The sequence below is a fragment of the Pseudoclavibacter terrae genome (assembly GCF_008831075.1).
GTDB lineage: Bacteria > Actinomycetota > Actinomycetes > Actinomycetales > Microbacteriaceae > Pseudoclavibacter > Pseudoclavibacter terrae.
Window position 1 is genome coordinate 113,889 of record NZ_WBJX01000001.1, and the last position, 13,638, is coordinate 127,526.

General features: G+C 70.5%; 15 protein-coding genes. 8 read left to right on the forward strand and 7 right to left on the reverse strand.

The features are described from left to right. Positions 1–2: 2 nt before the first annotated feature. The 5 genes from kdpA to F8O03_RS00605 are packed head-to-tail and all read left to right on the forward strand — an operon-like array spanning position 3 to position 7,776. Positions 3–1,670 (forward strand): potassium-transporting ATPase subunit KdpA, encoded by a 1,668-nt coding sequence (gene kdpA, locus F8O03_RS00585; protein ID WP_244295766.1) that lies wholly within the window; start codon positions 3–5, stop codon positions 1,668–1,670. A 2-nt stretch (positions 1,671–1,672) separates the two neighbouring features. Continuing rightward, on the forward strand, positions 1,673–3,790 hold the full coding sequence (kdpB, locus tag F8O03_RS00590) for a potassium-transporting ATPase subunit KdpB (RefSeq protein ID WP_151421940.1): 2,118 nt from the start codon (positions 1,673–1,675) through the stop codon (positions 3,788–3,790). A gap of 39 nt (positions 3,791–3,829) precedes the next feature. Further along, complete coding sequence (gene kdpC / locus F8O03_RS00595; RefSeq protein ID WP_151421941.1) at positions 3,830–4,504, forward strand: potassium-transporting ATPase subunit KdpC; 675 nt, start codon at positions 3,830–3,832, stop codon at positions 4,502–4,504. Between the two features lie 3 nt (positions 4,505–4,507). Next, a complete protein-coding gene (locus F8O03_RS00600; protein ID WP_151421942.1) occupies positions 4,508–7,078 on the forward strand; it encodes an ATP-binding protein in 2,571 nt (856 codons plus the stop codon). Continuing rightward, positions 7,075–7,776, forward strand: coding sequence for a response regulator (locus F8O03_RS00605; protein ID WP_151421943.1), 702 nt, complete (start codon positions 7,075–7,077; stop codon positions 7,774–7,776). Before F8O03_RS00600 ends, F8O03_RS00605 begins: the two co-directional genes overlap by 4 nt. Here F8O03_RS00605 and F8O03_RS00610 read toward each other — a convergent pair. After that, the gene (locus F8O03_RS00610) at positions 7,773–8,066 is read right to left on the reverse strand and encodes a hypothetical protein (RefSeq protein WP_244295769.1); all 294 of its coding nucleotides are present in this window, start codon (positions 8,064–8,066) and stop codon (positions 7,773–7,775) included. The genes F8O03_RS00605 and F8O03_RS00610 overlap by 4 nt on opposite strands. 185 nt (positions 8,067–8,251) lie before the next feature. Beyond that, on the reverse strand, positions 8,252–8,398 hold the full coding sequence (locus tag F8O03_RS17950; RefSeq protein ID WP_167516425.1) for a hypothetical protein: 147 nt from the start codon (positions 8,396–8,398) through the stop codon (positions 8,252–8,254). Between the two features lie 104 nt (positions 8,399–8,502). Here F8O03_RS17950 and F8O03_RS00615 point away from each other — a divergent pair, with 104 nt between their 5' ends. Beyond that, on the forward strand, positions 8,503–8,964 hold the full coding sequence (locus F8O03_RS00615) for a GNAT family N-acetyltransferase (protein ID WP_208851765.1): 462 nt from the start codon (positions 8,503–8,505) through the stop codon (positions 8,962–8,964). Here the strand turns inward: F8O03_RS00615 and F8O03_RS00620 are convergent. Next, positions 8,924–9,538, reverse strand: coding sequence for a LysE/ArgO family amino acid transporter (locus F8O03_RS00620; RefSeq protein WP_151421945.1), 615 nt, complete (start codon positions 9,536–9,538; stop codon positions 8,924–8,926). The genes F8O03_RS00615 and F8O03_RS00620 overlap by 41 nt on opposite strands. Positions 9,539–9,608: 70 nt before the next feature. Here F8O03_RS00620 and F8O03_RS00625 point away from each other — a divergent pair, with 70 nt between their 5' ends. Continuing rightward, complete coding sequence (locus F8O03_RS00625; protein WP_151421946.1) at positions 9,609–10,547, forward strand: LysR family transcriptional regulator ArgP; 939 nt, start codon at positions 9,609–9,611, stop codon at positions 10,545–10,547. 20 nt (positions 10,548–10,567) lie between these two features. On the opposite strand, the gene F8O03_RS00630 is transcribed toward F8O03_RS00625, so the two are convergent. After that, positions 10,568–11,065, reverse strand: coding sequence for an SRPBCC family protein (locus F8O03_RS00630; protein ID WP_151421947.1), 498 nt, complete (start codon positions 11,063–11,065; stop codon positions 10,568–10,570). A gap of 125 nt (positions 11,066–11,190) precedes the next feature. Between F8O03_RS00630 and F8O03_RS00635 the strand changes: the two genes are divergently transcribed. After that, on the forward strand, positions 11,191–11,475 hold the full coding sequence (locus F8O03_RS00635; RefSeq protein ID WP_151421948.1) for a hypothetical protein: 285 nt from the start codon (positions 11,191–11,193) through the stop codon (positions 11,473–11,475). A 33-nt stretch (positions 11,476–11,508) separates the two neighbouring features. On the opposite strand, the gene F8O03_RS00640 is transcribed toward F8O03_RS00635, so the two are convergent. The 3 genes from F8O03_RS00640 to F8O03_RS00650 all read right to left on the reverse strand — a co-directional run bounded on the left by F8O03_RS00640 (position 11,509) and on the right by F8O03_RS00650 (position 13,627). Next, on the reverse strand, positions 11,509–11,838 hold the full coding sequence (locus tag F8O03_RS00640) for a DHCW motif cupin fold protein (RefSeq protein WP_151421949.1): 330 nt from the start codon (positions 11,836–11,838) through the stop codon (positions 11,509–11,511). A gap of 59 nt (positions 11,839–11,897) precedes the next feature. Beyond that, positions 11,898–12,911 carry an LLM class flavin-dependent oxidoreductase gene (locus F8O03_RS00645; protein ID WP_151421950.1) on the reverse strand — a complete coding sequence of 338 codons (1,014 nt, stop codon included), beginning with the start codon at positions 12,909–12,911 and terminating at the stop codon, positions 11,898–11,900. Between the two features lie 74 nt (positions 12,912–12,985). Next, the gene (locus F8O03_RS00650) at positions 12,986–13,627 is read right to left on the reverse strand and encodes an SRPBCC domain-containing protein (RefSeq protein WP_167516426.1); all 642 of its coding nucleotides are present in this window, start codon (positions 13,625–13,627) and stop codon (positions 12,986–12,988) included. Between the last annotated feature and the right edge of the window lie 11 nt (positions 13,628–13,638).

Here is a 13,638-nt window from a genome sequence, read left to right on the forward strand (position 1 = left end):
CCATGCTCCACGCCAGCCTCGCGTTCCTCACGGTCGCGCTCATCCTCGCCGCCCTCCACCGCCCGCTCGGCGACTGGATCGCTCGTGTCTACTCATCCACCGACGACTGGAAGATCGAACGGGGCGCCTACCGGCTCATCGGCGTCGACCCGTCGTCGGCGCAGACCTGGCAGGCCTACCTGCGCGGAGTGCTCGTGTTCTCCACCGTCGGGGTGCTGCTCGTCTACCTCCTGCAGCGCACGCAGCAGTGGCTGCCGTACTCGCTCGGACTCCCAGCCCCATCGGAGCACCTCTCGTTCAACACGGCCGCCTCGTTCGTCGCGAACACCAACTGGCAGTCCTACTCGCCAGAGGTGACCCTCGGGTACGCCGTCCAGCTCTCGGCGCTCACCGTCCAGAACTTCGTCTCCGCGGCGGTGGGGCTCGCCGTCGCGATCGCCCTCGTGCGGGGCCTCGCAGCCCGCCGCTCGGGCACGCTCGGCAACTTCTGGGTCGACCTCACGAGAGGCACCCTCCGCCTGCTGCTGCCCCTCTCCACGATCGCGGCCATCGCGCTCCTCGCGGGCGGCGTCATCCAGAACTTCAACGGCTTCACCGAGGTGAGCACCCTCGCCGGGGCGACGCAGTCGATACCGGGCGGGCCCGTCGCCTCGCAGGAGGCGATCAAACTCGTCGGCACCAACGGCGGCGGCTTCTTCAACACGAACTCCGCGCACCCCTTCGAGAACCCCAGCGCCGTCACGAACCTCCTCGAGGTCATCCTCATGCTGGCGATCCCGTTCTCCCTGCCCCGCGCCTTCGGGGTCATGGTGGGAGACCGCCGCCAGGGCTACGCGGTGCTCGCCGTCATGGCGACGCTCTTCACGGTGTCGTTCGCCATCCTCACCGCCGTCGAGTCCGCCGGCATGGGCTCGGCACCGGATGCGGCGGGCGGCGCCATGGAAGGCAAGGAGCAGCGCTTCGGCATCATCGGGTCGACGCTCTTCGCGACGACGAGCACCGGCACGTCCACCGGCGCCGTCAACTCCATGCACGACTCGTACACCGCGCTCGGCGGGCTCCTGCCGATGCTCAACATGATGCTCGGCGAGATCACCCCGGGCGGGGTCGGCTCCGGCCTGTACGCCATGCTGGTGCTCGCGATCATCGCCGTCTTCATCGCGGGCCTCCTCATCGGGCGCACTCCCGAGTACCTGGGCAAGAAGATCGGGCCGCGGGAGATCAAGCTCGCCAGCCTCTTCATCCTCGTCACCCCGGCGCTCGTGCTCACGGGCGTCGCCCTCAGCTTCGCGATCCCCGGCGTCCGCGACGAGCTGGAGGCGACCTCCATCTGGAACCCGGGCGTGCACGGCCTCTCCGAGGTGCTCTACGCCTTCACCTCCGCCGCGAACAACAACGGCTCGGCGTTCGCCGGACTCACCGCGAACACGCCGTGGCTGAACACCTCGCTCGGGGTCGCCATGCTGCTCGGCAGATTCGTCCCCATCGTGCTCGTGCTGGCCCTCGCCGGATCGCTCGCAGCTCAGGACAAGGTGCCGTCGACGGTCGGCACGCTCCCCACCCACCGGCCGCAGTTCGTCGCGCTCCTCGCCGGCGTCAGCGTGCTCATCACCGCGCTCACCTACTTCCCCGTGCTCGCACTGGGCCCCCTCGCAGAAGGACTCTCCTGACCATGCAGAGCATCCCATTCGCCGCCTCGATGACCGGCGCGATCCGCAAGCTCGACCCGCGTCAGCAGTGGCGGAACCCCGTCATGTTCATCGTGTGGGTCGGCGCGGCGTTCACGACCGCGCTTGCCATCGCCGAGCCGTTCCTCGGCGGGCCCGCCGACTCGGGCGGCACGGTCATCCCCGCCTCCTTCACGTGGGCCATCGCGGTCTGGCTCTGGCTGACGGTGCTGTTCGCGAACCTCGCAGAGGCGGTCGCCGAGGGCCGCGGGAAGGCGCAGGCGGAGACGCTCCGCCAGACGCGCACGAGCACGGTCGCGCACCGCATCGACGCCTACGACGCCGGGACCGACCCCGCGGCCGAGCGCGTCGGCACCACCGACGTCTCCTCGGCCGACCTGACCCTCGGCGACGTCGTCACGGTGGCGGCCGGCGAGCTCATCCCCGGCGACGGTGACATCGTCTCGGGTATCGCCTCCGTCGACGAGTCGGCCATCACCGGCGAATCAGCCCCCGTCATCCGCGAGTCCGGCGGCGACCGCAGCGCCGTCACGGGCGGCACGCGCGTGCTCTCCGATCGCATCGTCGTGCGCATCACCTCGAAGCCGGGGGAGACGTTCGTCGACCGGATGATCGCGCTCGTCGAGGGGGCGTCGAGGCAGAAGACGCCGAATGAGATCGCGCTCTCGATCCTCCTCGCGTCGCTCTCGATCGTGTTCGTCGTGGTCGCGCTCACCCTCAACCCGATCGCCTCCTACGCGGCGAAGCCGGTCAGCATCACCGTGCTCATCGCGCTGCTCGTGTGCCTCATCCCGACCACCATCGGGGCGCTGCTGTCGGCCATCGGCATCGCGGGCATGGACCGCCTCGTGCAGCACAACGTGCTCGCCATGTCCGGCCGCGCGGTCGAGGCCGCCGGTGACGTGACGACGCTGCTGCTCGACAAGACCGGCACCATCACGTACGGCAACCGTCGGGCGTCCGAGTTCGTGCGGATGGCCGGGGTGCGCGACCAGGACCTGGTCCGTGCTGCCGCGCTGTCGTCGCTCGCCGACCCGACTCCAGAGGGGGTCTCGATCGTCGAGCTCGCGCGTCTCGAGGGCGTCGACGTCGAAGCCCAGGCGGCCGACTCGACGCGCGGTGAGATCGTGCCGTTCACGGCGCAGACCCGCATGTCCGGGCTCGACCTGCCGGACGGTGCACGCATCCGCAAGGGGGCAGGCTCGGCGGTCACCGCCTGGCTCGGCGACCAGGGGGCACCCGTGAGCCCAGCCCAGCTCGCCGAGCTGGAGGAGGCGACGAGTCGCGTCTCGCAGAGCGGCGGCACCCCGCTCGTCGTGGCGGTGATGGATGCGCCCGACCGCGAGCAGGGACGGCAGGCGGGCCGCGTGCTCGGGGTCGTGCACCTCAAGGACGTCGTCAAGGAGGGCCTCAGCGACCGCTTCGCCGAGCTGCGCGCCATGGGCATCCGCACCGTCATGGTGACGGGCGACAACCCGCTCACGGCCGCCGCGATCGCGAGGGAGGCCGGGGTCGACGACTTCCTCGCCGAGGCGACGCCGGAACAGAAGCTCGCCTACATCCGCCGCGAGCAGGAGGGTGGCAACCTCGTCGCGATGACGGGGGATGGCACCAACGACGCTCCGGCGCTCGCGCAGGCCGACGTGGGTGTCGCCATGAACACGGGCACGTCGGCGGCGAAGGAGGCGGGCAACATGGTCGACCTCGACTCCGACCCGACGAAGCTCATCGACGTGGTGCGCATCGGTAAGCAGCTCCTCATCACGAGGGGTGCGCTGACCACGTTCTCCATCTCGAACGACATCGCCAAGTACTTCGCGATCATCCCGGCCATGTTCATGGGCGTCTTCCCGGGGCTCGGCGTCCTCAACATCATGGGGCTGCACTCCCCGGCGTCTGCGGTGCTGTCGGCGATCGTCTTCAACGCCGTCGTCATCGTGCTGCTCGTCCCGCTCGCGCTCCGCGGCGTGAAGTACCGGCCCGCGAACGCCTCGAGCACGCTCGGCCGCAACCTCCTCGTCTATGGACTCGGCGGCATCGTCGCCCCGTTCGTGGGGATCTGGCTCATCGACCTCGTCGTCCGCCTCATCCCAGGCTTCTGAACCCCGACCCGACACCTGCCCCAGAAAGGGACACCCACCATGAACTCCGCAACCCGCGCCGCGGCGCGCACCGCCTGGGTCGCCGTCCGCGCGATGCTCCTCTTCACCATCGTCCTCGGCGTCGGGTACACGCTGGTCATCACCGGCCTCGGCCAGGCGGCCTTCGGCGCGCAGGCCAACGGCTCGGCGGTGCGGGACGGCACGGGCGCGGTCGTCGGCTCGAGCCTCATCGGGCAGTCGTTCGTCGACGCCGACGGCAACCCGCTGCCCGAGTACTTCCAGTCACGCCCATCGGCAGCGGGGGACGGCTACGACTCCGGCGCCTCCTCCGGCTCGAACCTCGGGCCGGAGAACCCCGATCTCGTGACCGCCATCGAGGACCGTCGAGCACAGGTCGCCGAGTTCAACGGGGTTGCGCCTAACGCGGTGCCGGCGGATGCGGTGACGGCGTCGGCGTCGGGACTCGACCCGCACATCAGCCCCGCCTACGCGGACCTGCAGGTCGAACGAGTCGCGGCGACGCGCGCCCTCGACGCCGCCCAGGTCCGTACGCTGGTCGCAGCGCACACCGTCGCCCCTCCGCTCGGGTTCCTCGGGGAACCCACCGTCAACGTGCTGGAGCTCAACCTGGCGCTCGAGGAAGTGCAGGCGAACCCCTCGGCGTCCCTCTCAACGTCCACCCCTCCCTCCACCCAGGAAAGCAAGGAGCTCTGACCCATGGCGAAGCGCGGACGGCTGCGGGTGCTGCTCGGCGCCGCCCCGGGCGTCGGGAAGACGTTCGCGATGCTCCACGAGGGCACGAGGATGCGCGAGGCGGGCACAGACGTGGTCGTCGCCGTCGTCGAGACCCACGGCCGGGCCGCGACGGCCGAGGCGGCCGCCGGGCTCGAGGTCCTCGAACGCGCGACGCACCTCCACCGCGGCATCGAGCTCACGGACATGGACCTCGATGCGGTGATCGGGCGCCGTGCTGAGGTCGCGCTGGTCGACGAGCTCGCGCACACGAACGCCCCCGGCGCCCGCAACCGGAAGCGCTGGGAGGACGTCGAGGAGCTGCTCGCCGCCGGCATCGACGTGATCTCGACCGTGAACATCCAGCACATCGAATCGCTGAACGACGTGGTCGAGCAGATCACGGGGGTGCCGCAGCGCGAGACGATCCCTGACGACGTGCTGCGGCGAGCCGACCAGGTCGAGGTCGTCGACCTGTCCCCGCAGGCGCTCCGGGATCGCCTCGCCGGCGGGCTCGTGTACCCGGCTGAACGCATCGACGCGGCGCTCTCCAACTACTTCCGCCTCGGCAACCTCACGGCACTGCGAGAGCTGGCGCTGCTGTGGCTCGCCGACGACGTCGATCAGTCCCTCAAACGCTACCGGGATGAGCACGGCATCGACGCGACGTGGGAGGCGCGCGAGCGGGTCGTCGTCGCGCTGACCGGGGGAGCGGAGGGAGAGACGCTGCTGCGGCGCGGCGCCCGTATCGCCGCGAGGTCCGGCAGCGGCGAGCTGCTGGCGCTCCACGTGACGAGCCAGGACGGCTTGCGGGTCGGGGATCCTGCGCATCTCGCGCGGCAGCGGGCGCTCGCCGAGCAGCTGGGCGGCACCTACCACCAGGTGGTCGGCGAGGACGTCCCGGTGGCGCTCATCGAGTTCGCGAGGTCGGTGAACGCGACGCAGCTCGTCATCGGGGTGAGTCGTCGCAATCGGCTCGCCGCGCTGCTCACCGGCGCGAGCGTGGGCAGCGCCGTCACTCGGGACGCGGGCACCATCGACGTGCACATCGTGAACCATGCGGATGCCGGCGGCCGGCTCAGGCTGCCGAGGCTCGGCGGCGCGCTGACCCCGCGTCGCCGGATCGCCGGCTTCGTGCTGGCCCTCGGCGCGGGTCCGCTGCTCACCTGGCTGCTCGCATCCCTCGGCAGCGTCGACTCGTTCACGACGCACGCCCTCAGCTACCAGGTGCTGGTCGTGGCCGTCGCCCTGGTCGGCGGACTCTGGCCGGCGCTCTTCGCGGCAGTGCTGTCTGGCGTCACCCTCGACTTCTTCTTCGTCGCCCCGTTCGGCACCGTCCTCATCACCGACCCGAGCCATGTCACCGCGATCGTGCTCTATCTCGTCATCGCAGCCCTCGTGAGCTTCGTCGTCGACCGGGCGGCGAGAAGGGCGCGCGAAGCCCGTCGGGCGGCCGCGGAGTCCCAGCTGCTGCAGACCGTCGCCGGCAGCGTGCTCCGTGGGCAGAACGCGATGCAGGCGCTCGTCGAGCGGACGCGCGAGGCGTTCGGCCTCGCGGGCGTGCGGCTCGTGGATGCGCGGGGCGACGATGCCCGGGGCGACGAGACCGAACCGCGCGTGCTCGCGAGCTGCGGTGAGCCGCTGCGCGGGGACCGGCATGCCTCGATCCCGGTCACCTCGGCGTCATCCGGTGGCTCGGGGGTCGCCCTCGAGCTGCACGGCCGCGAGCTCGACGCCTCGGAGCGCCGACTGCTGACCGTCATCGTCGCGCAGCTCGGCGCGGCCGTCGAGCACCGCGAGCTGCGGGAGGCGGCCGACGAGGTCGCCCCGCTCGCCGCCTCTGACAAGGTCAGACGGGCGCTGCTGTCCGCGCTCAGTCACGACCTCCGGCGTCCCCTGGCATCCGCGACAGCTGCGGTCACCGGCCTTCGCGTCGCGGGCGACGAACTCGACGGCCACGACCGCGACGAGCTCCTGGAGACCGCGGACGAGAGCCTCGGCACGCTCGCCGCGCTCGTGACCGACCTCCTCGACGTGAGCCGCCTCCAGTCGGGGGCGCTCGCCGTCTCCGTCATGAGCATCGACCCGGCCGATGCGATCCTCCCGTCCCTGGACGAGCTGGGGCTCGGCCCCGCCGACGTGGAGCTCGCGCTCGACCCGGAGGTCGCATCCGTCGCCGCCGACCCGGCCCTGCTCCAGCGGGTGCTGGTCAATCTCCTCGCCAACGCGGTCCGCCACTCGCCGCCGGGTCGGCCGGTCCGGCTCGCGACCAGTCAGTTCGGGGGCGACGTGCAGATCCGGGTCGTCGATCACGGGCCAGGGATCCCCGTCGAGCGCCGCGGTGAGGTCTTCGAGCCGTTCCAGCGCCTCGGCGACACCGACAACACGACCGGCCTCGGGCTGGGTCTCGCCATCTCGAAGGGGTTCGTGGAGGGGATGCGCGGCACACTGGTTCCAGAAGACACGCCCGGGGGCGGCGTCACGATGGTCGTGACGCTGCCGATCGAGGCGGCGGCACCCGCCGGGCCGCAGCCGAAGGATGGAGGGAGCGCATGAAGATCCTCATCGCCGACGACGACCCGCAGCTGCTTCGCGCCCTGCGCATCACCCTCACCGCCAAGGGATACAAGGTGCTGATCGCCCGCAACGGGGCGGAAGCCATCTCGGTCGCGATCGACCATCGCCCGGACCTGTACCTCCTCGACCTCGGCATGCCGGAGCTCGACGGGCTCGAGGTCATCGAGGCCATCCGGGGTTGGTCGGAGGCGCCGATCCTCGTCGTCTCGGGGCGCAGCGGGGCCGGTGACAAGGTGGATGCGCTCGACGCCGGAGCCGACGACTACGTCACGAAGCCGTTCTCCATCGACGAGCTTCTCGCGCGCATCCGAGCGTTGTCGCGCCGAGTCCCGCAGGCTGGCGGTGAGCCGGTCGTCGTGTTCGGCGACGTGTCCGTCGATCTGGCGGCGAAGAGCGTCGTTCGCACCGTCGGCGGGGAGTTGGCGCACGTGCGCCTCACGCCCACGGAGTGGCAGGTGCTCGAGCTGCTCGTGCGCAACGCCGGGCGGCTCGTGACCCGGCAGATGCTGCTCACCAGCATCTGGGGGTCGGAGCACGTCAACGACACCGGCTACCTGAGGCTGTACCTGTCGCAGCTGCGCAGGAAGCTCGAGCCGGTGCCCTCGGAGCCGCGCCACCTGCTGACGGAGGCCGGCATGGGATACCGGCTCGTGCTCCAGCCGAACGCCGCCGCTTAGTTCGTCGCAGCGTCGTCCGCAGGGGCTGCCCTGCTCGCCTCCTCGGCGCTCGGGAAGTTGATGTCGTCCACGTCGACATCGATGTCGCCCACGTCGTCCGGGCCGCCCGTGCCGGGGCGCACATTCACCTGGTCGGCGTCGATGTCGTGGTCGACGTGGCCGTCGACCTCATCCACGCGTTCCGTGCTCGTCTCCTGCTTCTCCTGCGTCTCGGTCTCGCTGCCGGGGGAGTAGCTGGTGTCCTTCTCGAGCTGGTCGCTTTCGGGGAGGCTGTCTTCGCTATCGTGCATCTGGTGGCTCATCGCGCGAGCTTGCGGTCTCGTCCTGGGTGCGCGCGCAATTGTGCGTGTGCGGAGGCCGTGAACCGCTGAGGGTCCCGGGGTAGGCGTGCCCGCGTCAGGCGCCCGCGCAGGCGAAAGGGCCGGGCCGCAGTTTGCTGCGCCCGGCCCTTCGTCGCGAGTCGACCTCGCTCTCGTCAGTCCTCTTCCGGCTCGAACGTGGAGGCGTCCGGGTCGTAGCCGACCGCGACCCCGTCATCGGAGTCGGGGATCGTGCCGTCTTCGCCGAGGCCGTTCGGCTTCTCGTCGCCGTCGCTGTCGTGGGAGATGTTCTGGTCGCTCATCGTGGGCCTTCCGTTCGGGGTCTGCTCTGACTTGTGGCGACGATAGCGCTCGACGCTGAAGGGTTTTCCGGATCCGCGCGTGCGTCACCGTCCTACGATGAAGTGTGATCTCGATTCGGCGAGCTGTACCCGCGGATGTGCAGGATCTGCTCGGCATCTGGCGGCGCTCGGTCGAGGCGACGCATGCGTTCCTCTCCGCCGCAGACGTCGACGCGATAGCGCTGGATGTCGAGAGCTACCTGCCTCGCATGTCGGACCTGCGCGTCGCCGAACGCGGTGGGCGGCTCGTCGGATTCGTGGCACTCGAGGGTGACGTCATCGAGATGCTGTTCGTGGATGCGGATGCGCAGGGCACCGGTGTCGGGAGCACGCTGCTCGACGCCGTGCTCGCGGGGCGAGCTCTCACCCGGGTCGACGTGAACGAACAGAACTCGGCGGGGCGTGCGTTCTACGCGCGCCGGGGGTTCGTCGAGGTCGGTCGCTCCGAGACCGATGGCGAGGGGCGGCCCTTCCCGATCCTCCACCTCACAGCCCAAGCAGCAGCGACGCCGCGATACCGACCATGACGACGGCGATGATGGCGTCGAGGACGCGCCAGGCGACGGGCTTCGCGAACACCGGCTGCAGCAGGCGCGCGCCGTAGCCGAGGGCGGCGAACCAGACGACGCTTCCGACAGCCGCGCCCGCACCGAACAGCCAGCGCGCCTCGCCGTGCGTGTTCGCGACCGACCCGAGCAGCACCACGGTGTCGAGGTACACGTGCGGGTTCAGCCACGTGAGCGCGAGGCACGTGAGCAGGGTCGGGAGCAGGGCAGAGGATGCCGCGGGGCTGTCCGCATCCATCGCCTTCGGTGTCATCGCCCGGCGGGCCGCGAGCACCGCGTAGCCGAGCAGGAATGCTGCCCCAGCGATGCGCACGACGGTGGTCAGCCAGGGGAGCGCCGTGAAGACGATGCCGGCTCCGCCCACGCCGAGCAGGATCAGGAGCGCGTCGGAGAGCGCGCAGACGGCGACGACGGCGAGCACGTGCTTCCGCAGGAGCCCCTGCCGAAGCACGAACGCGTTCTGCGCGCCGATCGCGACGATGAGCGACAGGCCGAAGCCGAAGCCGGCGAGAGGGGTGAGCAGGTCCAAGGTCATGCCGAGACGATATGGCGCACCGCATTGCCGGGTCCAGCTCATTTTCCTTGGCGATCATTAGCATGGCTTCATGTCAGCCACGTCGTCCGGGTTCGACCCCCAACGCCTCGCCGCGCTCCGCGCCGCCGTCGAGACGGGCACCTTCGAAGCCGCCGCCCGCGAACTGCGCGTGACCCCGTCCGCGATCAGCCAGCGCATCAAGGCGCTCGAGAGCGAGACGGGCCGGGTGCTGCTGCAGCGCAGCAAACCCGTCGCGCCGACCGAGTCCGGTGAAGTGCTGCTGCGCCTCGCCCGCCAGCTGGATGCGCTCGGACGGGAAGCATCCAGCATCCTCGGCCGTGTCGGTGCAGGTTACGGAAACGGCACGGTCGCGGACCACGCAAGACCCGCCCTCGAGCGCCTCCCCATCGCCGTCAACGCCGACTCCCTCGCCACGTGGCTGCTCCCCGCGATCGCACCGCTCGCCGACGAGATCGCATTCGAACTGCGACGGGCCGACGAGACGCAGACCACGGAACTGCTGCGAAGAGGAACGGTGACGGCCGCCATCACCGCCGACCCGGCCCCAGTCCAAGGCTGCACCTCGGTGCTGCTCGGGGCCATGCGCTACGTGCCCATGGCATCTCCCGGCTTCGCCGCGCGCTGGTTCGAAGTTCCAGGGGAGACGCTGACGGACGCCCTCCGACACGCACCGGTCGTGGTCTTCGACCGAGCCGACACGCTGCAGGACCGCTACCTGCAGGCCGTGGGGGTCGACCCCGGGAGCCCGCCCTGCCACTACGTGCCGTCGTCCGCCGACTTCGTCGCGGCGATCCGCCTCGGATTCGGGTGGGGGCTCGTCCCGGAGCAGCAGCTCGACGACGAACCTTCGTTGGTGCGGATCGACCCGCGGGGCTGGGTCGACGTGCCCCTGTTCTGGCAGCAGTGGCAGCTGCACACGCAAGCGCTCGCGCGGACGGCCGCGACCGTGTCCGACGCCGCACGCGTGGCCCTACGGGCATCCGCCTGACACCTCACGGGCTGCGCACGTCAGCGGCCCGCTGCGACCGCCGCGAGCACCACCTGGTCCTCGCATCCTCGGGCGAATCCGCGGATGCGACGGTCGATGTCGCGTTGCAGGATCGCCCCGCCGATGCGCTCGGCGAGCGGGGCAAGCCATTTCGGCCTGCAGGCGAAGTTGTACCGCCAGACGGCGAGCGTCGCGGATCTGCCGTCGCCGGACTCGTCCTCTGCGGGGCTGAAGCGCCAGCCGCCGCCGAGACGTTCGAAGAACCAGGACCCTTCTGTCATCTTCATGCCGACGTTCGACGGCGGCTTGTAGGAGACGTACTCGCTGACCATGCGGAACCCGAGACGGTGCACCGTGAAGGTGCGCACCCCTTTCGCCGGCCGTTCGGCTCCGTCGAGGAAGCGCTGGCGGCGGATGAACGGGTCCCATCGAAGCCGCACGTCGCCGGTGGTCTGGGACACGGCGAACGCTGTCGCGGGGTCGACGGGGACAACGCAGCGGGACTCGACGACGGGCATGCCCCATCGTCACACGGGGCCATCCCGGAACGTGCGGAGGCGCTCGCGGTTGCGCGGCCTTGTCAGGTTCGCGGAGGATGACGTGCTTGCCTGGTGGCTGACGGAAGCCAACGGCGGGAGCAGCCATGAAGGACAACCAGCACAGCGATGAGCGACTCGGGGACTCGATCCCGGGCGACCCGATCGGTGACCCCGCGGACCTGACTGCGAGCGAGGAGAAGTCCGGGGCGGAACCGGCCGGGGAGAGGGGCGACGTGCTCGGGGCTGCTGGCAAGCTCGCGAACGTCTTCGCGTTCGGGAAGCTCTCCGACGCCTCGACCGCGACCGCGACCGCCGACGGGACGTTGCCGTCTGACCCCGACGATGACGGCACCGGTGGCACTGGCGGCGCGCGCCGCGCCGGGGCTTGACGGGTCGCACCGGCTGAGCCCGGCCCTCTCCGATCAGTCGACGATGAACAACCGGGCGCCGGCCTCCGTGCGCGAGCGGTGGGCCTCCATGCCGGTTCCGACCTGGTAGCTCTGTCCGGCGCTCAGCGTGACCAGGCGGCCGTCGTCGAGCTCGGTCTCGAGCGTGCCGTCGAGCACGAACAGCACGTGCCCGCGTGAGCACCAGTGGTCGGCGAGGTAGCCGGGCGTGTAGTCGACCATCCGGATGCGAGTGTCACCGATCTGCTGGGTCCGCCACCGCGCCTCGCCCGTGGTGCCGGTGTGGATGGTCGGCTCCAGCGAGGCCCAGTCGGTGGTGGTGAAGGCGTGCCCGAGGAGATCCATGGCTCGACGCTACCGCCCTGCGCGGTCGCCTCGCACCAGTGGTCGCGCTACTGGTCGGGCTACCTGTCGGCGTTCTCGAGCGGTTGGGACGCGCGCATCGCCTCGGCGGTGATCTCGAGCGACCGGACGCGGTCGGCGCTCTGCAGCGCGCCGTGTCCGATGATCAGCTCGTCGGCGCCGGTGGTCTCGGCGAACTCGGTGAGGTAGTCCCGCACCTCCGGTCCGGTGCCGACGGCCGTGTAGCGCATCATGTTCGCGATCTGCTGCCCCTGGGGGCTCGCCAGGATCTGGTCCATCTGCTCGTCCGTGAAGTCGGAGTTGGGGCCTCGGAGCAGAACGCTGCGGAGGCGGGACCTCCGGGATCGCGTGAACTGCTCCTGCGCTTCAGCCGCGTCGGCTGCCGCGACGACGTTGAGGCCCACGATCAGGTGGGGCGCCTCGAGCTGCTCGGACGGCTGGAACCGCTCGCGGTACAGGGCCACGGCCTGGAAGAGCTGGTCTGGCGCGAAGTGCGACGCGAACGCGTACGGGAGCCCGAGCTGGGCCGCGAGCTGTGCGCCGAAGAGGCTGGATCCGAGGATGTAGAGGGGCACGTTGGTGCCTCCACCTGGCACTGCCTGCACGCCTGGGATCGTGGATTCGCCGCGCAGGAAGGCCTGCAGCTCGAGGACATCCTGGGGGAACTCGTTCGCGGATGCCGGTGACCGGCGCAGGGCGCGGAACGTCGCCTGGTCGCTGCCGGGTGCGCGTCCGAGGCCGAGGTCGATGCGGTCCGGGTACAGGGTCGCGAGGGTGCCGAACTGCTCGGCGATGACCAGCGGGGAGTGGTTGGGGAGCATGACACCGCCGGCCCCGAGTCGGATCGTGGAGGTCTGCGATGCGATGTGCCCGATGAGGACGCTCGTCGCGCTCGATGCGATCGTGGGCATGTTGTGGTGCTCGGCGTACCAGACGCGGCGGTACCCGGATCGCTCGGCGGCCTGGGCGAGCTCGACGCTCGCCTGGAAGCTCTCCCTGACGGTCTGGCCAGGGGCGATGGGGGCGAGGTCAAGGATTGAGAGAGGAACAGTCACCTTGGATGCAACCGACGAGCCCCGTCAGGTGTTCCCACCGGCGTGCGGTCGCGTGTCGTGCGCAGCCCGTGTGGCTATTCGTCGCCGAGGTAGAAGGAGGCGGTGCGGGCCGCGGACTCGTGTGCGTCGTCGGGGTCGGCGCCGGCGCTGAGGTGGGCGATGCACCAGCGGTCGGCTGCGGACTCGACGAAGCGCTTGCCTTCTTCAGCGTCGTTGAAGGCAGACATGGCCGCCTGCACGTCGGTGCCTTCGTCGCCGAGAGCGAGTGCGAGGGCGAGGAGGGCGCCGTCCCAGCCGATGCCGGTGGCGGCCGGGCCGTACTGCGCCCAGTGCTCGTTGTCCGCCACTGTGTGGTGCAGCGTCAGGCGGGTGCCCGCTCCGGCGGGGTCGAGTGTCAGCCGGACTCGGCTGACGTCGCCGTCGTACTCCCACGTCACGCGGAGGTCCGTGTGCGGCTGGCAGTGCTCGATGGTGCCGGATGTGCCGCTGGCGGTCAGCCGGTACCTCCCGCCCTGGGCGAGCTCGCCGTCGACGGGTTCGAACCAGCGCGAGAGGCCGTCTGGTGTTGTGCACGACGTCCACAGGGCTTCGGGTGCGTTCGGGAAGGTGCGCTCGAGCGTGACGACGTAGCTCGTGCCGTCTCGCGCGACGCTGCGCGTGACGTTCTCCAGGCTCTCAGTCGACGCTCCGGCGGGGGACACCGGTTTCGTTTCCATGTGATCAGCGT